Genomic DNA, 17,090 nt, shown 5'->3' with positions numbered 1-17,090 from the left:
ATTGGCGATCGCCCGCGCGGAAAAAACTGCGAATGTCCGCTACCAAACGGAAATGCTCGGAGAGTATGATATTCTCTTGGCAATTGATGTTTTTGAACATGTGCCGGATCCACTGCAACTGGTGTATGAGACAGCACAACACCTTCGCATTGGTGGGCGTTACTTAATTGCTAACTGTTTCTTCCCAGTCATAGGTTGCCACCTGCCGCAAACTTTTCACTTTCGCTATTCTTGGAATCAAGTTCTACGAGCTTTAGGCTTGCAACCAGCCGAGAAGGTAGCCTATGGTCGTGCATTCGTTCGCTGTGACCGATTGGACCTTGTGGCAGCCCGCAAGGTTGAACAGCAGTCGTTGATGCTTTGGCGATTTACCCAACACCTGCCTGGTGGACTGGCCCGTCTACTTAGGTACGTGCTCACCACTGTTTGAGTCCATAGGTATCACATGAAAGTCATTCATCTCAACTACTTCGATATCATTGGCGGCGCCGCTCGTGCGGCCTATCGGATTCATCACGCTTTAAGGCGGGTGGGCGTCGATTCCTGGCTGTGGGTTGATGTTGCCGCCTCTGGCGACTGGACGGTGGAGGGGCCAACGACAAACTTCGGTAAAGGATTGGCCATACTGCGCCGCGCGCTTGGCAGGGGACTGGTCAAGTCAGTACTTAAAACCGGCAACCCGATTCTTCATTCCCCGGCGTTCCTTCCATCCGGCAGGGTCCGTGCACTGAATAGCTCTGACGCCGACATTTTGCACCTGCATTGGGTACAGGGGGAAATGCTGTCTATTGCAGATATTGGCCGGCTGCGTAAACCCGTGGTGTGGACGTTACATGACATGTGGGCCTTTTGCGGAGCTGAACATTACACTGAAGATCATCGTTGGCGTGAGGGCTACAGGCATAACAACCGGCCTAGCTATGAGAGAGGATTTGATCTCAACCGCTGGACCTGGACGCGTAAGCGCAAGTGTTGGAAGCATCCCATCCACATCGTTGCCCCCTGTCGTTGGCTGGCGCAGTGCGTGCAAGAAAGTGCGTTGATGCACGAGTGGCCATTGAGCGTGATCCCAAATCCTATTGATACCGAACGGTGGCGGCCGCTCGAGACAAACTTGGCGCGAGAACTGTTTGGTTTGCCTAAGGGTACGCCCTTGCTTCTATTTGGTGCAATGGGGGGAGGGCGGGACCCAAGGAAGGGATTCGATCTTCTGCTTAAGGCAATTCAGCATTTACGCGGGGAACTCCTGGAGCTGCAATTGGTAATCTTTGGCGAACTCTGCCCTAGGAAACCTCCTGATGTTGGCTTTTCGATGAACTATGTCGGGCATTTAGCTGACGATTTAAGCTTACGCATTTTGTATAGCGCGGCTGATGTAATGATAGTTCCATCACGGCTAGAGGTATTTGGCCAGACTGCATCCGAAGCCCACGCCTGTGGCACGCCTGTTGTTGCCTTCAACACCTCTGGTTTGCGCGATATCGTCTTGCACAAAGAGACGGGCTATCTGGCTCAGCCGTTTGATCCAGAGGATCTAGCACGAGGCATTCAGTGGGTGCTTTCGGATTCACAGCGCCATCTACAGCTTCGAAAAAACGCACGGGCTCGTGCGGTCGACTGCTTTGCTAGTGAAATCGTTGCTGCAAAATATCTACAGGTCTATGAGGCTGCCCTAAATGACTCAAGCTCATGACTCAAGCTCCCTTAGTGTGTGCCCCCTATGACATCCAGTCCTGAGATCGTTGCTGCACTTATCATCCTGTAGGAACAGTCATCGCGGCTGCGATAGGCGGTGCAGGTGTCCTGAGCGTAGCGCTGTGTGTCTGGTTTTCGCGCCAATGGAGATGTGTAGGGTGTCGACCATTCGGAAGCTTATGTGGGATATCGGGCGATACAGCCTCAGCTTGACGACGGCTGCTTTGCGCTTCGCACTGGGGTTGTTATTGTTGTTCTGGAGGGCTGCTGTCAAGACCTGGCAAGTTGTTTATCTTACCACGGGCGATCGCCAACCCACCGGACGCCATCCGTTCGATTATCTCTGTGGGAAGAAGAGAATCCAGCATCGGCTTATCCAACCTCGCCACCCGCAAACCAATCATGGTCGAGCGCCTCAACGGTCGCATTGCCGAGATTCTGCGCGTTGAGCGTTTGTCTCCGCCGCTGATCTGCAAGAGACGCTCACAGGCTACCTTTGGACGCACAGTCACCGAATTCCCCAACGCACTTGGGGCCACATGACACCCATCGAGAAACTCTGAACGTGGCCAATGGAGCGACCAGAGTAGTTGTTTCAAAGGTAGATCATGTCCCGGGTCTTGACATCTAGGCTTGATCTAGGGATTCAGCAACAGGAAGATGCAACTGAATTTTGGGCGCTGAGTCAAGGGGAGTTTTTGCGAGGTGAAGCTGCGCTTGTAACTCGGCCACTCCTGCTAGGAAGGCTGCTAAGTCTAAACCCTGGTAGTCAGGATCACACTGTTCAAGGCGACGCCGTCCTTCCGCCAAGAGTAAAATTGCCCCCCGCTGGTTGCCCCGACTCAGGTGATAGCAGGCGACAGCAATTTGCAGCAGGCCTTGGTAAAACGTGCCCTCAGGTTCACTGGCCTCTAGCCAGAGAGCTTCGAGGGTGTCATGGCAGGCATAGAATTCGCCGCTATTAAATTGGGCAATAGCTAGGGCAAGCTCCGAATGCATCATTGATTGGGAAAGCGCAATGGGCGATAATAGTAAAGAATCATGACATTTTTTAACGAATATCGGCAGAGCTTGTGCAAAATCCTCGAACTGTCTCTGATACCAAACGCGCCTTTTATGCGGCTTACACGCGACCGATTCACTCGATCTACCGTCGCTTCATTGAAGAACTGCTTGTCGAAATCCATCTGTTGCGCGTCAATGTAGATTTTCGCTACTCTCCCCTCTTTGCTCTTGGGGTTGTTACTGCCTTTGACCAGTTTATGGAGGGTTATCAGCCCGAGGGCGATCGCGACCGTATTTTTCATGCCCTCTGTGTTGCTGAGGAAATGAACCCGCAACAGCTGAAGGAGGATGCCGCCAGTTGGCAACAGTACCAAGGCCGCCCCTTGAGTCAAATCCTTGGTGAACTCAACAGTGGCCAACCCAGTGCCCCCCTCAACAGCCTCAACCACGCGGGCAAATATAGCCGCCTTCATGCCGTGGGACTCTATGCCTTCCTGCAAGAGCTGGCAGGAGAACTGACAGTCAACCTCAACGAAATACTGGATCAACTGGCTCCTGTGATCCAACTGCCCATTGAGAAAGTCAAGCGCGATCTCGAACTCTACCGCAGTAACCTCGACAAAATCAATCAGGCTCGCAGTTTGATGAGGGAACTTGTGGAGCAGGAACGCAAGCGCCGTGCTCAGCAGACCTCCGCGCCACCCGCTGTGGATGCCAGTTCCGATGCACCCGCTTGATCCGCCCCAGCTCATTACCCTAGATGCCGTCGGCACCCTCTTTGGCTTACAGGAATCTGTGGGCACAGTCTATGGTCGCTTTGCGGCTGAAGTCGGGGTTCAGGTTGATCCAGCAGCCTTGGATGTGGCCTTCTTTAAGGCCTTTAAGGCGGCTCCCCCCTGCGCCTTCCCTGAGCTTGAGGCTTCACAACGGGCAGAGGCAGAATTGCGGTGGTGGCAAGGGGTTGCGGCAGAGACATTTCGCCGCGCGGGGGTCTTGGATCAATTTGTTGATTTTGAGACGTTTTTTGCCCCTGTCTTTGCCTACTACGCTACCGCTGAACCCTGGTGCCTTTATGAGGATGTCTTGCCTGCTTTGGAGAATTGGCAAGCGCAGGATATTCCCCTGATGGTGGTGTCCAATTTTGATAGCCGTCTCTATGGGGTTCTTGAGGCCTTGGGGTTAGCCCGTTTTTTCCAGGCGGTGTGGATTTCCAGTGAGGTGGGGGCAGCGAAACCGGATCGGTTGATCTTTGAGCGGGCAGTGGCTTCCTATGGGGCCTCCCAAGTCTGGCACATTGGCGACAGTTGGGAGGAGGATGTCCGCGGTGCTCAAGGAGCGGGTTTGCAGGCCATTTGGCTGCGGCGCAATCGCCCCTTGCTGCCAGAACCAGCCCTCAACGAGCCCCTAGCCGTGCCCCAAATTGCTGACCTCACAAAGGCGCAAGTTATACTGAGGGGGACAGCATGATCAGGGAATCAGCGGTGAGAAGCGAAATTTGCATTCTAGGTGGTGGGTTCGGTGGGCTTTATACAGCCCTCCGCTTGGCGCAATTCCCGTGGTCTTCCCCCCTAGGGATCACCCTTGTGGATCACAGCGATCGCTTTGTATTTACGCCCCTGCTTTACGAACTGATTACGGGGGAGCTAGAGGCCTGGGAAATTGCCCCTCCCTTTGTGGAGCTGCTGCGGGATACGCCAGTGGTCTTTCATCAGGGAACGGTGACCACTATTGATCTCCAGGAAAAAACCGTTCACCTCAGCAAGGGCGACCCCTTCACCTATGAAAAACTCGTTCTCGCCCTAGGGGGTGAAACCCCGAAAAGCCCTATCCCTGGTGGGGCGGAGTACGCCTTGACGTTCCGTACCCTCAGTGACGCCTACCGCCTTGAAGAAGCGCTGCAACGGTGCGAGCACTCTGATCGCGATCGCATCCGCGTTGTCGTTGTTGGTGCTGGTCCGAGCGGGGTGGAATTGGCCTGTAAACTGGCGGAGCGACTGGGAAGCCGAGGTCGCATTCGGCTGGTGGATCGCAACACAGAGATCCTGAAGTCCTCCCCTGAATTTAATCGCAAGGCGGCCCGCCGTGCCCTCGAAGATCGTGGCGTTTGGATTGATCTAGAGACCACGCCAGTTGCTGTAACTAGCGATCGCATTTCGCTGCAATACAAAGACCGGGTGGACGAATTGCCCGTGGACATTGTTCTTTGGACCGTTGGCACAGCCGTTTCGCCGGTGATTGCGGCTCTTGATTTGCCCAAAACTGCCACCGGTCGGCTCCAGGTGGCGCCCACACTGCAAGTGGTTGATCACCCCGATATTTTTGCCCTTGGGGATGCGGCGGATGCGGTGGATGAACAGGGACAACCCATTCCCCATACAGCACAGGCGGCTTTTCAGCAGGCGGACTATGCTGCTTGGAACCTTTGGGCCAGTCTCAGCGATCGCCCGCTACTTCCCTGTCGTTACTCCCACCTTGGCGAAATGCTCACCCTCGGCCGCGATCGCGCTGCATTGGCCGGCCTAGGACTGACCCTTGATGGCCCCCTCGCCTATTTGGCGCGGCGACTGGCCTACCTCTACCGCATGCCCACCCTCGAACATCAACTGAAGGTGGGGTTGAACTGGCTGGCCAAGCCCTTTTTGGATCTCCTGACCACCATCGCTAGTTAGCACCAGTGCGCATTCTGGGCCTCGACCCCGGCCTAGCTACCCTTGGCTATGGGTGTATTGAGGTGCACAGGGACACCTGCCAAGTGTGGGATTTTGGTGTAATTACTACCCCCGCCGATCTGCCTACGGGCGATCGCCTCCAAAGTCTCTATAACGATCTGCACACGCTAATTCCCACCCTCCAGCCAGATGTAGTGGCTTTGGAGCGGCTCTTTTTCTACAAAATGAGCCATACCATTGGGGTTGCCCAAGCACGGGGGGTGATTCTTTTGGTCCTGAGCCAATTGCACTGTCCACTGCTAGAACTCACGCCCCCCCAAGTGAAGCAAGCCCTCACCGGCTATGGCAATGCCAGCAAAATAGAGGTGCAGCAGGCGGTGCAACGGGAACTCCATCTCAGCACCCTGCCCCAGCCCGATGATGCCGCTGATGCCCTAGCGATCGCCCTCACGGCCAGTCGTCACTGCGGCCACATCGACGGTTGACCAAGCCACTGCCACTGCTTCACTAAGCCATTGGCGCGTTTTTTGATCCAGTAGATCATCCTCTGCAAGTACCCATTCCTGAACCTGCGCCAGACTGTGGCCCTGGGCACGGCAAATCGTAATCACGCCGGCGATCGCTGATGCCACTAGATCACCATTGACGGGTTGCTGGCTGAGGGCTGTCATTTCTTCGAGCGTGCGAGGAATGGGATAATGCATAGGGCAACAGGGCAATTCTGAGAAATCGTAAACTCTCTTAACTCTTAAACTGTTTAGTACAGTGAAGTTTACGCCAAATTGTGCCGTTGTCAAGCTTCTTAGTGGACTTCATCAAGCAAAATGCAACAACTGTTATACCTTGAGGTACCCACTCCCCATACCGCAGCGGTCATTCACTGGCTGCACCACACTTTTGCGCCCTCCATGGGCACCATTGCGCCAAAACCCACTGGGGGATGTTGGCAGGTTCCCGAAACCGCAACGGAACTCGCCATTTTCCTGTGGAGCTTACAGCGAACTACATACCTCAAGGTGATGCGCTGGGGAGAGCGGCCTTTCCCCCAAGAGCGCGCCTGTCTCCAACACCTTCAGCGGGAGCTGCGTTTGGCCTTCCCCCTCCAGGCCGAGGAGCTGCCCCCTTGGCCGGCTGGTCAGAGCATTTTTGAGGCCTTGGCCGATCGCTATCCCCTGACGGTGAAATACTTTCAACGTATGCCCCAAGGTGAGGCGGATCTAGAGCGCGTCTATTGGTGGGAGCAACGCTGGCGCCAAGGTCTCCAACAGCCTACCCCCCCTGTCCCTGTTGTGCACAGGGTAACAACCCCCTGTGATCCCCCTACCTATGACCTGGTTTATGTGGGTGGTGCTTTGGGGGTTGTCCATGCGGCGGTGATGGCGCGGTTGGGCTATCGGGTTCTGCTGATGGAGCGGTTGCCCTTTGGCCGCATGAATCGGGAGTGGAATATCTCCCGCCTGGAATTTCAGAGCCTGATTGATCTGGGGCTATTTACCGCCGCGGAGTTTGAAAGCCTGATTGCCCGCGAGTACCGTGATGGCTTTAACAAGTTCTTTGATGCCACCAGCCCTATCCATTGTCGGGCACCGGTACTGCACACCCCAACCGTTCTTAACATTGCCCTCGACTCGGCCAAATTCCTGCATCTGTGCGGTGAGAAACTGCGCCAAGCGGGCGGTGAGATTTGGGATTGGACAGAATTTAAAACAGCCACAATTCATCCCAATGGTGTGGTTTTGCAAACCCAGCACCGCCAAACCCAAGAACAGCGACAGGCGATCGCTCGCGTCCTCATTGATGCCATGGGTACTGCCTCGCCAATTGCCCGGCAACTGAACGGCGGTCGTGCCTATGATAGTGTTTGTCCAACGGTGGGGGCGATTGTTAAGGGTATTGCTCCGGAAGTGTGGGACGGGGATTATGGCGATGTGCTCTTTAGCCACGGCGATATTTCGCGAGGACGGCAACTCATTTGGGAGCTGTTTCCGGGGTCAGGCGAAGAGCGCACCATTTACCTGTTTCACTACCACCACATCCACCGCGAGTTTCCCGGCTCTCTCCTAGAACTCTACGAAGACTTCTTTACAATCTTGCCAGAGTACCGCCGCTGCGATTTAGATCAACTGACTTGGGTAAAGCCGACATTTGGTTACATCCCCGGCTACTTTAGCCACCACCGGAGCGATCGCGCCGTGGCATTTGATCGCGTCTTGGCCATTGGCGATGCCGCCTCACTGCAATCTCCTTTAGTATTCACCGGTTTTGGCTCGCTGGTGCGCAACCTGCCACGCTTGACGGATCTGCTGGATACTGCCCTGCGTCATGACCTTGTGCAACAGCCCTTCCTCAACCAAATTCGCGCCTATCAGAGCAATACCGCGGTGACGTGGCTCTTTTCACGGGGAATGATGGTGCCCAGCGATCGCCCCCTGCCCCCCGAGCGGGTCAATGCCATGCTCAACACCTTTTTTGGCATTCTTGGGCAGGAATCTCCGGAATTGGCCGATCGCTTTATCAAAGACCGTGCCGGTTGGCTACCCTTTAACCGCATGGCGCTGCGAGCTGCCTGGCAAAATCCCGGTCTCCTCTGGTGGATCTACGAAATGGTGGGGCTTTGGGATCTGCTGCGCTGGCTGCAAAGCTACCTCAGTTTTAGCTTGGATGCCCTGTACCATGCCCTCTTTGGGTTCTGGCTGCCCCCCTTGATCCGCCGTTGTCAGCCCTGGCTGGAGCCCCTGGCGCCGCAGTTGTGGTTTTGGCTTTTGGTACAAAGCTATGCCCTGACTTACTCTGTGGGGCAACCCCGCTTTGATCGTTCTTTGACACTGCTGCCAACCCCTAGAGTTGATCAAGCCGTTTCCCCTCGCTAACTTTGAGAACAGCGGTGTTGCGGAGACAACCACGGTGAATGCAGCAGAGCAGGCAGTGACGGTGCAAATGGCTAGCAAATTGGGGGCGATCGTCCATCTCTTCAAGCAGTGCAATCCGGATCTGCAGGCAGACCTGCACCCTTGGGCCGATGACCCCCACACCCGCAACTTGGTGGATCCCGATTCAATTGACATTGGCTTTCACCTGCCCGGTTGGAGTCGCCGCTGGCAAGCCCGCAGTTTGCTCCTGCAAATCCGCCTCTATGGTGAGCCAGACTCTCCCCAACGGCGGGCCATTGGCCTAGAGATTGTGGGGTTTAGCTATATGAGTAAGCAGTGGCGCTTCAGCAGTATTGGTCAGGGGGTTTTTAGTGGCAACAATCTGCCCACTGAAGATCTGCAAAACCAACTGCGCGCCATTAGCCACGAGATTCTTGCTGTTCTAAATAGCTGACTTTTTTCAGGAATATCTGGCAACGGTGCATTCAATCCTCTCCTTTTGGCTAGGAACACTGGCTGCCCGATTTCCGATGGCAGACCCCATTGGTGCCATTCCCAGCACCCCCATGGCAAAACCTCCCCCCCATACCACAAGCTAAGCAAATAGCCCTCAATGCTGTTTTGGTAACATTCTTTCTGGTTAGTCAATTTATCCTTGGCTTTAACTGCAGTACGCACTGCTGGGGCACTGATTGTGGCTCACACCACTTGGCAAAGGGCGACCTCCCACTATGGTTTAACGCTAGCACGCAGAAGCAATGGATAAATTGGTTGCTTTTTTGGGGAGTCACTTCTGCAAAAATGGGGCAAAACTGGCGCGGGAGCCCTAACCCCCATGCTCGAATTTTTCATTTTGGCTCGCTGGGCAGTGGATTGTCGAGGGCAGTCCGGAGCAGGGCAAACCGCTATCAAACTCAGTAAAGTAAGTTCTGTCAGCAAATTGATGCTATTCCTTTGCAACATGACGGTACTACGCCTTTTCGTCTATGGCACCCTCAAACCCGGCTATCCACCCCATGACCTCTTCTGTCGGCCTTGGCTAAGTGGCCATCAAACGGCATTGGTGAGAGGCCGCCTTTATCACCTGCCGATGGGGTACCCCGGTCTAACGGCTGAGGAAGGTTGGGTGCAGGGGGAGTTACTGCTCTTTGATGATCCACCTGCCAGCCTCTTGACGCAGCTGGATGCCTTTGAAGGTTACAGTCCCAATTTGTCTCCTGAGGTGAATGTCTACTGTCGCCAAGAGGTGCCAGTGTATGACTTGACTCATCAACCCTTGGGTACAGCATGGGCTTACATCATGAGTACTGAGCGCGTGCGGGATTTCAATGGTGAGTGGCTGCCAGAGGGGGTGTGGAATCGGCCAATAAATCGCCAATAAATCTATGTGCCTAGGCTTTGGTTTGAGTGGTGGTTTTTGCTAGCTTGGCGGGCGTCACATGGAGTTCCTTGAGTTGCTGCGGTTCAACACTGCTGGGGGCGCCGGTGAGCAGACAACGGGCCTGTTGGGTTTTGGGGAAAGCAATGGTGTCGCGAATGGAATCTTCGCCAGCAAGGAGCATGACCAAACGATCCAAGCCATAGGCAATGCCCCCGTGGGGCGGAGTTCCAAATTCAAAGGCCTCTAAAAGGAAGCCAAATTTTTCTTGGGCAGTGGCTTCATCAATGCCGATGATTTCAAACACCTGCCGCTGCAATTCCGGTTGATAGATGCGCAAGCTGCCACCACCGACTTCATGGCCGTTGAGGATGAGATCGTAAGCTTGGGCACGGGCGGTTTTTAGATCCGCAAGGTCGTCAGGGTGGGGCGCGGTAAAGGGATGGTGCAAGGCCTCAAGACGTTTTTCCTCGGCATTCCACTCGAACATCGGGAAATCCACCACCCACAGAAGGTGGGTTGCCATTGGATCAATGAGATCAAACTCGCGGGCAATGGTCTGCCGCAGCCGATCCAGGGTCTTATTCACCGTGGCAGCGTCCCCTGCCCCAAAAAGGAGAAGATGCCCCGGCTCGGCACCCGTGCGCTCTAGGAGCGTAGCCTTTTGCTCTGGAGAGAGGTTATCCTTGATAGCACCAATGGTATCAATTTCGCCATTGTTACGAACGCGGATATAGGCCAGTCCCTTGGCACCTGCAGTGGCGGCCTCTTGGAAGAGATCGCCGCCGGGTTTAATGCGGACGTTGGAGATGCGATCGTTGCCATTGGGAATCGGCAAAATTTTCACGACACCCCCTTGGGCGATCGCCCCACTAAAGACTTTGAAACCGGAGTCCTTGAGAATATCGGAGACATCCACCAGTTCGAGGCCGTAGCGGGTATCGGGTTTATCGGTGCCATAGCGATCCATGGCCTCTTGGTAGCTTAGGCGGGGAAAGGGGCGCGGTAGGTCAATGCCCTTTACAGTTTTGAAAATGTGGCAAATCAGCGCTTCGTTGAGCTCCAGGATTTCCTCTTGATCCATGAAGCTCATTTCCATGTCGAGTTGGGTAAATTCGGGTTGGCGATCGGCCCGTAAATCCTCATCGCGAAAGCAGCGGGCAATCTGGTAATAGCGATCGCATCCCGCCACCATCAACAACTGCTTGAACAACTGCGGCGATTGAGGGAGGGCAAACCATTCCCCAGGATTCACGCGACTAGGCACTAAATAATCCCGAGCACCCTCCGGGGTCGAGCGGGTGAGGATGGGGGTTTCCACCTCAATAAAGCCCGCCTCGTCCTCTAGGAAGCGCCGCATAGCTTGGATAACCCGATGGCGTAACTGCAAATTCCGTGCCATCCGTTCCCGCCGTAGATCAAGATAGCGATAGCGCAGCCGCACCTCTTCGCGCACCTGTTCATTCTCAGTGCTGGAGATGGCAAAGGGGAGCTGTTGGCGCACCGTATTGAGCACCTCAATGTAATCGGCGTAGATCTCGATGTCCCCCGTGGCCAATTTCGGGTTCACCGAATCCGCAGGGCGCTTGCTAACACGGCCAACAATTTTCACCACATACTCACTGCGCAGGCGATCGGCTTGGGGATAGGAGTCGGGAGTGCGCTGGGGATCACTGACAATTTGGACAATGCCGGAGCGATCGCGCAAATCAATAAAGATAACGCCGCCATGATCTCGGCGCCGATCAACCCAACCGTAGAGGGTGACCGTTGTTCCGACATCCCTTAGCCGAACATCGCCACAGTAGTGCGTGCGCATAGACCCCAATGATTTCTGAGTATGTTGGTAAAGCAAAGCCTTACTATTTTAGCGGTTCACCGTCCTACCGTTAGCGGGGCATCCCCAAGGAATCACGGGTTACAGTGAGGAGTGAGAAATCGCAACACAAGTTTACAGAACTTCATGTGGATTCCCTAACTTTAGTTGCAGCTTCCGCAGATTCCTCCCCAACATCCCAGGCTCGACGTATGGTAGTAGATAGGCAAAATCTAAAGAAAACCTTAAAAGGAGGGCAAGTATGACCCCCTCTCTCCTTCGTCAGTTCTGGCACTTTGTTGAGCAAGCACAGGTGGGACGATTGTTGAGTATGGACGATCACTCCCTACAGGGGTGGCTAGTGACGCAGTTTAGTGATGTTTACCCCCTGGAGCACCACCAGCGCTATCATCTGGAACGGTACATTTCCTCGCGTCTTTCCTTAATCCGCGATGTGGTTAGCGACTGCACTCCCCGCAGCCTTGGCGATCGCCCCTAGGGAACCTTGAACCGGGTCAAGCCCTCAAAAGGTGAGAGGATACTTGTAGCACTGTTTGCCTTCAAGCAAACTATTGGCAGTAGATGATCAACTGGCATAAACAATTCTGGCGCTGGGGAGCGATCGCCTTTCTGACCTTCTTTTTAGCCATTCTCTCTCCTTGGCCGAGCCTGGCTCAACTCCCCCTACCGGCAATCAATCAAACCCCTGCCACTCCGCTGCCCCCTGGCGTCACTCGCATGGGTGAACTAGAAATTACCGATGTGCGTTTTGATGGCAATACACTCTTTACAATTGCTGCACCGACAATTCGCGATCGCAGCAAACTCGGTGATGTCATGCCCGTTGAACTCCGGGCCGAGCTCATCCAGTCTAATCTGCGACGGGTACTTCATAGTGCCCTTGAGAACGATCGGCGATCGCCCGCGAGAGTAGATATTGGTGTTGCCCGCCTCCATAATGCTTTGGTAATTAGTGCTCGCATTGGCCAAGCGGAACGCACCACTCGCCTCCTGACGGTAACAGAGGCCGACAGCAACTACCATCAACTACCTCCCGAAACCCTTGCCCAGCAGTGGCGAGACATTTTGCAGGAGCAGATGAACCAAGCGATTCAAGAACGCACCCACGCTGCCCTAATCAGGCAAATCCAGCAGGCTGTCTTGATTTTTTTCAAGGTGGGAGCAGGCAGTTTTGTCATTTTAATTGTACAGCGATTCTTAATCCGCCAACGCAAGCATCTGCAAGGGCAACTGGACACAGCGACCCCTCAAACCGCCGAACCCGAATGGGTTTTGCCGCTTCTACCCCACCTGCGACATCACTTTTTTCTCAAGCAGCGCATTAAACTCATTAGTCTTGTTCGCTATCTGCTGTTGTGGGTACAAGTGGCTCTCTGGCTGCTCGGCCTAGCAGCAATTCTGCGGCTCTTCCCCATGACTCGCGGGCTGAGTTCTCAAGTCTATGGCCTGCCGATTCTCTGGATGGTGGTCTGGTTTGGCACTGGGCTGCTGAATCAATTTGCCGATTTGGCCTTTGATCGCATTCGTGTCTTCTGGGAGCAAAATAATCTCCTCAAGTTTGCCGATACCCAGCGCCAAACATTGCGGATTAGCACCACCATTGAAGTGATGCGGAGTTTGAAGACTGCAGTTATTTATTTAACGCGGCTGGTTGTGATTCTAAGTTCGCTGGGCATGCCTGTCTCATCCATTCTGGCTGTGGGGGGGTTTCTCGCCTTGGCTATTTCCCTTGGTTCCCAAAATTTGGTTAAGGATGTGATCAATGGCCTGTTAATTGTCTGGGAGGACCAATACGGCATTGGCGATGTGGTGGAAATTGAACCCTATTCAGGAATGGTAGAAAATCTCAACTTACGGATTACGCAGCTACGCAATGCGGAGGGGCATCTCATCACTATTCCCAATAGTACGATTACAAAGGTGGCCAACCTCACCCGTACTTGGTCACGTGTCAACCTAGAGCTGTGGGTGGATATTGAAACCAATCCCGATCGCCTGTTGTCGCTGCTGAATGACGTCAGTACCCACTTCTACGCAGAACCTGAGTGGCAGCTCAAGATGCTGGAGCGGCCAGAGATCTTAGGAATTGATCAGATTACTGCCAGTGGCTTACTCGTGCGCATTTGGATTAAGACACAACCGGGACAGCAATGGGCTGTGGGGCGGGAGTTTCGCCGTCGTCTCCTCAACCTCATGGCTGCAGAGGGGATTGCTGTGGGTCGGCTGCATCAACAGCTTCATTTGGTGCGCGATCGCAATGGCAAAAACGGCAACAATGAAAAGACCTATCCTTTTCCCTTGGAATCTTGATCGTGACTCGGCAGATTTTGGTCATTGGCGGGGGTGCCGCTGGATTTTTTGGGGCGATCTCCTGTGCCACGGCTAATCCTCGCGATCGCGTCACTATTTTAGAAGCTGGGGCAGCGGTGCTCAGCAAAGTCCACATCTCTGGTGGTGGTCGCTGCAATGTCACCCACCACTGTTTTGATCCGGCGCTGTTGGCGCAACACTATCCCCGTGGTGGCAAGGCCTTACGGGGTGCCTTTAGTCGCTTCCAACCCCAAGACACGATCGCTTGGTTTGAGGCGCGGGGAGTGAAGCTGAAAACTGAGGCCGATGGGCGGATCTTTCCTGTGAGTGATGACTCACAAACGATTATTGACTGCCTTGTGCAGGAAGCAACAGCCTTGGGCATTCGCATTCGTACCCGTGCAGCGGTCAAGGACATTGCCAAAGTGGGCAACCAGTTTCACGTCACGATTGCTCAGCAGGCTCAACCCCTTGTGGGCGATCGCGTCCTTTTGACCACGGGCAGTAGTTCCCATGGCTATCGGTTGGCGGCGCAATTGGGACACACGATTATTCCGCCGGTACCTTCGCTGTTTACGTTTCAAATTAATGACCCCCTCTTGCAGGAGCGCTCAGGCCTCAGTGTCCCAACTGTGCAAGCTACCCTCAAACTGCCGCAGCAGCCGCCCTTGACGCAAACAGGCGCAATTCTCGTTACCCATTGGGGGTTCAGTGGCCCCGTGGTCCTAAAACTCTCGGCATGGGGAGCGCGTGCCTTGGCGGCTCACAACTATCGCGGCCTCTTAGTGATCAACTGGCTCCCCCACCTATCGCTGCCGCAGATTCAAGGGGAGTTGGCAGCCTGTCGCAGCCATACCCCGAAGCGGGCGATCGCTAACCATTGTCCCTTTCCGCTGCCCCGTCGCCTCTGGAGCTACTGGACCACCACCCTTGGTATTCCCCCTGAGCAAACTTGGGCACATTTGCGTAAAAAGCAACTGCTGGCTCTGGCGGAGGTCTTACACCGAGGCACATTCGCGATCGCTGGCAAAGGCAGCTTCAAGGAGGAGTTTGTGACCTGCGGTGGGGTGGCTCTCAAGGAAGTGGACTTCAAGACAATGGCTAGCCGCTGCTGTGAGGGGCTATTCCTGGCCGGCGAAATTCTCGATATGGATGGTGTGACGGGGGGCTTTAACCTGCAAAGTGCGTGGACAACAGGCTGGATTGCCGGTCAGGGATTGGCAGGGGAGTCGACGGACACTCTTTCGGCGGCGGCTTCCACAGCCACACTCTCTTGAGCCGCCCCTTGGAGAGCAAGGGGTTCGGTTTCTTTTTGCTTGAGGGTGAGGGGCAGACGCAGGGGTTGCAGTTCCCGCTGGAGGGCAGGTGCCAAGGGCAAGGATTGATCCAAATCCTCCAGCGGACGGGGCACCAACATCACTGCATGGAGTTCGCCAATGCGATCCGCTTCTGCCATTCCGGCCTCGAGGGCGATCGCCGTATTGGAGGCCGTACCGCGAATAATGGCTGTACATAACCCTGCCCCAATAGTTTCGTAGGCCGTCAGCATCACATCGGCGGCCTTGAGCATGGCATCGGCTGCCCCCACCATGGCCGGAAATCCCCGCGTTTCCAGAAGACCCACGGCATGGCTACTGAGGCGATGGCCGCGACTTTTAGAAGCAATCTGGGCAAGAAGACTGCCAATGGGGAGAATTTTTTCTAGGTTGGGATCAGGTCGGGGAATCACTAACGTACTAAGTTCTTGACCAAATTGCTGCGCCCGCTCAGCGCCCTCTTCCACCGCAAGGCGCACATCGGCAATTCGCCCGCGGACGATCGCGCTACAGTGACCACCGCCAATTTTTTCATAGCCCACTAGGAGGACATCGGAGGATTTGAGCATGTGATCAGCAATGCCAACGATCGCCGGAAAGCTCTGGGCTGAGACCAGTCCTAAGGCCAAGTCCGTAAAGTCATCCCGTCGCTCCATTAGCGGAATTCGTCAATCCTTTTGATGGGGTGCATTTCTATCTTAGCGGCTGGATTGCGGAGGGCGCGGATGCCCCAAAAAACGAGATGATCATCCTCACACCAGCGATCGGAATCTAAAAATGTCCGCAGCAGGTCACTGACAAAGGGGCGATCGCCCCCGGTCACAATCACTGTGCCTTGGGGAAACTCCTGAAAAAAGGCGCCCAGATAGGCTTGCAAAATGGCGGCAGTGCCATAGTAGAGGCCGCTTTCAATAGCGGTAGTGGTGGTAGTGCCCCAACGGCGGGGGGGGTCTGTGGGCAGCGTCACATAGGGTAAAGCTGCCGTGTAGTCCGCTAGGGCTCGCGCCATTAATCCAACACCGGCAAGAATCACACCGCCAGCAAATTCACGGCGATCGTTGGCTAGGGTCAGCGTTAGGGCGGTGCCGGCATCCACGACACACACCGGCGCCCCATAGACCTGAAGTGCTCCCCAGAGGGCAAGGGCACGGTCCAACCCTAGGGTGGGGTACATCTGGGGAATCGGAATATCTTCGAGGGTGAGGGCGATCGCCCTCGGATAGACTTGGTGCAAGGGCACAGAACCAACACTGGCCCCCCAGCAGGGGAGGTTGGGGTAGTCTTGGGCAGGATTGAAGGCAGCTTCCTCAGGGGTCAGGTGCCAAGTGCGGCTGAGGTGCTCACCCCTAAAGAGTGCCCAGTGCTGCCGAGTATTGCCAATAATCAGGGCAAACCATTGATTACTCTGCGGGGGCGTCATCCACTTCTTCTGGATCGATGAGGTAGAGATGAATATGTTTATACCCCTGCTTAATTTTAAACGTATCCCCCGGCTTTAGGTTCATCGCTTTGGTATAGGCAGCACCAATCACAATCTGGCCATTTTGGTGCACTTTTACCCGATAGGAGGGGGATCGCCCCCGTCCTGAGTGACCATTGATTTCCTGCTCCGACGGCTGTACTTCGAGTCCGCCGGCAGCGAGTACCGCTTCGTAAAATTTCCCTAAGTTGACACGCACCTGACCGGATTTTGTGACGCGATAGTAGCCACAGAGCTTTGCTGCTTCTTTACGGGATGCAGAACCCAATTCACGTAATCGCTGCAGGAGCGCTTTACCAGTTAGGGGCTTCGGTTTTTTCATTCGCTCTGTACTTCCTCTATCAGAACGATATTCAAATGAATCAAGCAACTCAATTATTTTTTAATCAACAGGTGCCCACACCAGAAAAAGGGTGTTTGCGAGAATGATCTGACTAAAGAATGATTACATTTAATAAAGCTACCACTTTATTGCAAAGGAGAAGTATTCTTTTTAAGAAAATGTTAATTTGAGTCAATCAGTCCTACCG

At 54.6% G+C, this 17,090-nt stretch carries 17 protein-coding genes and 2 pseudogenes; 13 read left to right on the top strand and 6 right to left on the bottom strand.

What is annotated here, in order from left to right; translation table 11 throughout:
- From IGQ16_RS00170 to IGQ16_RS00160, 3 genes and pseudogenes are all read left to right on the top strand, one after another.
- Positions 1–430: pseudogene (locus IGQ16_RS00170) on the top strand (hypothetical protein); the annotation flags it as partial.
- Positions 431–445: 15 nt separating this feature from the next.
- Positions 446–1,693 (top strand): glycosyltransferase family 4 protein, encoded by a 1,248-nt coding sequence (locus IGQ16_RS00165; RefSeq protein WP_297059785.1) that lies wholly within the window; start codon positions 446–448, stop codon positions 1,691–1,693.
- A gap of 292 nt (positions 1,694–1,985) precedes the next feature.
- A pseudogene (locus IGQ16_RS00160) lies at positions 1,986–2,326 on the top strand (integrase core domain-containing protein); the annotation flags it as partial.
- Here IGQ16_RS00160 and IGQ16_RS00155 read toward each other — a convergent pair.
- Positions 2,323–2,697, bottom strand: a complete 375-nt coding sequence (locus IGQ16_RS00155) for a DUF309 domain-containing protein (protein WP_041429023.1) — start codon at positions 2,695–2,697, stop codon at positions 2,323–2,325. The pseudogene IGQ16_RS00160 and the gene IGQ16_RS00155 overlap by 4 nt on opposite strands.
- 71 nt (positions 2,698–2,768) lie before the next feature.
- On the opposite strand from IGQ16_RS00155, the gene psb29 reads away from it, so the two are divergent.
- From psb29 to ruvC, 4 genes are read left to right on the top strand one after another with little or no spacing between them, the layout of a single operon-like run.
- On the top strand, positions 2,769–3,437 hold the full coding sequence (gene psb29, locus IGQ16_RS00150; RefSeq protein ID WP_297039406.1) for a photosystem II biogenesis protein Psp29: 669 nt from the start codon (positions 2,769–2,771) through the stop codon (positions 3,435–3,437).
- Positions 3,424–4,167: an HAD family hydrolase gene (locus tag IGQ16_RS00145; protein WP_297059782.1), complete on the top strand. Its 744-nt coding sequence runs from the start codon at positions 3,424–3,426 to the stop codon at positions 4,165–4,167. Before psb29 ends, IGQ16_RS00145 begins: the two co-directional genes overlap by 14 nt.
- Positions 4,164–5,369: an NAD(P)/FAD-dependent oxidoreductase gene (locus IGQ16_RS00140; protein ID WP_024124358.1), complete on the top strand. Its 1,206-nt coding sequence runs from the start codon at positions 4,164–4,166 to the stop codon at positions 5,367–5,369. The genes IGQ16_RS00145 and IGQ16_RS00140 overlap by 4 nt, the downstream gene beginning before the upstream one ends.
- Positions 5,370–5,374: 5 nt before the next feature.
- Positions 5,375–5,854, top strand: a complete 480-nt coding sequence (gene ruvC, locus IGQ16_RS00135; protein WP_024124357.1) for a crossover junction endodeoxyribonuclease RuvC — start codon at positions 5,375–5,377, stop codon at positions 5,852–5,854.
- Here the strand turns inward: ruvC and IGQ16_RS00130 are convergent.
- On the bottom strand, positions 5,804–6,073 hold the full coding sequence (locus IGQ16_RS00130; RefSeq protein ID WP_024124356.1) for a hypothetical protein: 270 nt from the start codon (positions 6,071–6,073) through the stop codon (positions 5,804–5,806). The genes ruvC and IGQ16_RS00130 overlap by 51 nt on opposite strands.
- Positions 6,074–6,193: 120 nt before the next feature.
- Between IGQ16_RS00130 and IGQ16_RS00125 the strand changes: the two genes are divergently transcribed.
- The 3 genes from IGQ16_RS00125 to IGQ16_RS00115 all read left to right on the top strand — a co-directional run bounded on the left by IGQ16_RS00125 (position 6,194) and on the right by IGQ16_RS00115 (position 9,620).
- Positions 6,194–8,239 carry a flavin-dependent dehydrogenase gene (locus IGQ16_RS00125; protein WP_297059780.1) on the top strand — a complete coding sequence of 682 codons (2,046 nt, stop codon included), beginning with the start codon at positions 6,194–6,196 and terminating at the stop codon, positions 8,237–8,239.
- On the top strand, positions 8,214–8,693 hold the full coding sequence (locus IGQ16_RS00120) for a hypothetical protein (RefSeq protein ID WP_255325302.1): 480 nt from the start codon (positions 8,214–8,216) through the stop codon (positions 8,691–8,693). The genes IGQ16_RS00125 and IGQ16_RS00120 overlap by 26 nt, the downstream gene beginning before the upstream one ends.
- A gap of 381 nt (positions 8,694–9,074) precedes the next feature.
- Positions 9,075–9,620, top strand: a complete 546-nt coding sequence (locus tag IGQ16_RS00115) for a gamma-glutamylcyclotransferase (protein WP_024124353.1) — start codon at positions 9,075–9,077, stop codon at positions 9,618–9,620.
- 10 nt (positions 9,621–9,630) lie between these two features.
- Here the strand turns inward: IGQ16_RS00115 and aspS are convergent, their stop codons facing one another.
- Entirely contained in the window at positions 9,631–11,436 is a 1,806-nt protein-coding gene (gene aspS / locus IGQ16_RS00110; RefSeq protein WP_297059779.1) for an aspartate--tRNA ligase, read from the bottom strand.
- 259 nt (positions 11,437–11,695) lie between these two features.
- Here aspS and IGQ16_RS00105 point away from each other — a divergent pair, with 259 nt between their 5' ends.
- From IGQ16_RS00105 to IGQ16_RS00095, 3 genes are all read left to right on the top strand, one after another.
- The gene (locus IGQ16_RS00105) at positions 11,696–11,932 is read left to right on the top strand and encodes a hypothetical protein (protein ID WP_297059776.1); all 237 of its coding nucleotides are present in this window, start codon (positions 11,696–11,698) and stop codon (positions 11,930–11,932) included.
- 83 nt (positions 11,933–12,015) lie between these two features.
- Positions 12,016–13,764, top strand: coding sequence for a mechanosensitive ion channel family protein (locus IGQ16_RS00100; RefSeq protein WP_297059774.1), 1,749 nt, complete (start codon positions 12,016–12,018; stop codon positions 13,762–13,764).
- A 2-nt stretch (positions 13,765–13,766) separates the two neighbouring features.
- A complete protein-coding gene (locus IGQ16_RS00095; RefSeq protein ID WP_297059772.1) occupies positions 13,767–15,041 on the top strand; it encodes an NAD(P)/FAD-dependent oxidoreductase in 1,275 nt (424 codons plus the stop codon).
- On the opposite strand, the gene IGQ16_RS00090 is transcribed toward IGQ16_RS00095, so the two are convergent.
- The 3 genes from IGQ16_RS00090 to IGQ16_RS00080 are packed head-to-tail and all read right to left on the bottom strand — an operon-like array spanning position 14,975 to position 16,882.
- On the bottom strand, positions 14,975–15,736 hold the full coding sequence (locus IGQ16_RS00090; RefSeq protein WP_051372768.1) for a BMC domain-containing protein: 762 nt from the start codon (positions 15,734–15,736) through the stop codon (positions 14,975–14,977). The two genes, IGQ16_RS00095 and IGQ16_RS00090, sit on opposite strands and share 67 nt — an antisense overlap.
- Positions 15,736–16,500 (bottom strand): pantothenate kinase, encoded by a 765-nt coding sequence (locus IGQ16_RS00085; protein WP_297059769.1) that lies wholly within the window; start codon positions 16,498–16,500, stop codon positions 15,736–15,738. Before IGQ16_RS00085 ends, IGQ16_RS00090 begins: the two co-directional genes overlap by 1 nt.
- Complete coding sequence (locus IGQ16_RS00080) at positions 16,481–16,882, bottom strand: AbrB family transcriptional regulator (RefSeq protein ID WP_297041958.1); 402 nt, start codon at positions 16,880–16,882, stop codon at positions 16,481–16,483. The genes IGQ16_RS00085 and IGQ16_RS00080 overlap by 20 nt, the downstream gene beginning before the upstream one ends.
- Positions 16,883–17,090 lie beyond the last annotated feature (208 nt).

The organism is Thermosynechococcus sp. M3746_W2019_013 (genome assembly GCF_015296045.1).
In the GTDB taxonomy this organism is placed as follows: Bacteria; Cyanobacteriota; Cyanobacteriia; order Thermosynechococcales; family Thermosynechococcaceae; genus Thermosynechococcus.
Note: the sequence above shows the minus strand (reverse complement) of the source record. Positions and strands in the feature narration are given on the sequence as shown.

What these genes read in the sequence shown, in the direction of transcription:
- IGQ16_RS00145 (WP_297059782.1), top strand. Translation starts at nt 3,424, where the DNA reads ATGCACCCGCTTGATCCGCCCCAGCTCATTACCCTAGATGCCGTCGGC.
- IGQ16_RS00165 (WP_297059785.1), top strand. Translation starts at nt 446, where the DNA reads ATGAAAGTCATTCATCTCAACTACTTCGATATCATTGGCGGCGCCGCT.
- IGQ16_RS00115 (WP_024124353.1), top strand. Translation starts at nt 9,075, where the DNA reads ATGCTCGAATTTTTCATTTTGGCTCGCTGGGCAGTGGATTGTCGAGGG.
- IGQ16_RS00085 (WP_297059769.1), bottom strand. Translation starts at nt 16,500, where the DNA reads ATGACGCCCCCGCAGAGTAATCAATGGTTTGCCCTGATTATTGGCAAT.
- IGQ16_RS00105 (WP_297059776.1), top strand. Translation starts at nt 11,696, where the DNA reads ATGACCCCCTCTCTCCTTCGTCAGTTCTGGCACTTTGTTGAGCAAGCA.
- IGQ16_RS00155 (WP_041429023.1), bottom strand. Translation starts at nt 2,697, where the DNA reads ATGATGCATTCGGAGCTTGCCCTAGCTATTGCCCAATTTAATAGCGGC.
- IGQ16_RS00130 (WP_024124356.1), bottom strand. Translation starts at nt 6,073, where the DNA reads ATGCATTATCCCATTCCTCGCACGCTCGAAGAAATGACAGCCCTCAGC.
- IGQ16_RS00100 (WP_297059774.1), top strand. Translation starts at nt 12,016, where the DNA reads ATGATCAACTGGCATAAACAATTCTGGCGCTGGGGAGCGATCGCCTTT.
- IGQ16_RS00090 (WP_051372768.1), bottom strand. Translation starts at nt 15,736, where the DNA reads ATGGAGCGACGGGATGACTTTACGGACTTGGCCTTAGGACTGGTCTCA.
- aspS (WP_297059779.1), bottom strand. Translation starts at nt 11,436, where the DNA reads ATGCGCACGCACTACTGTGGCGATGTTCGGCTAAGGGATGTCGGAACA.
- IGQ16_RS00140 (WP_024124358.1), top strand. Translation starts at nt 4,164, where the DNA reads ATGATCAGGGAATCAGCGGTGAGAAGCGAAATTTGCATTCTAGGTGGT.
- IGQ16_RS00080 (WP_297041958.1), bottom strand. Translation starts at nt 16,882, where the DNA reads ATGAAAAAACCGAAGCCCCTAACTGGTAAAGCGCTCCTGCAGCGATTA.
- IGQ16_RS00125 (WP_297059780.1), top strand. Translation starts at nt 6,194, where the DNA reads ATGCAACAACTGTTATACCTTGAGGTACCCACTCCCCATACCGCAGCG.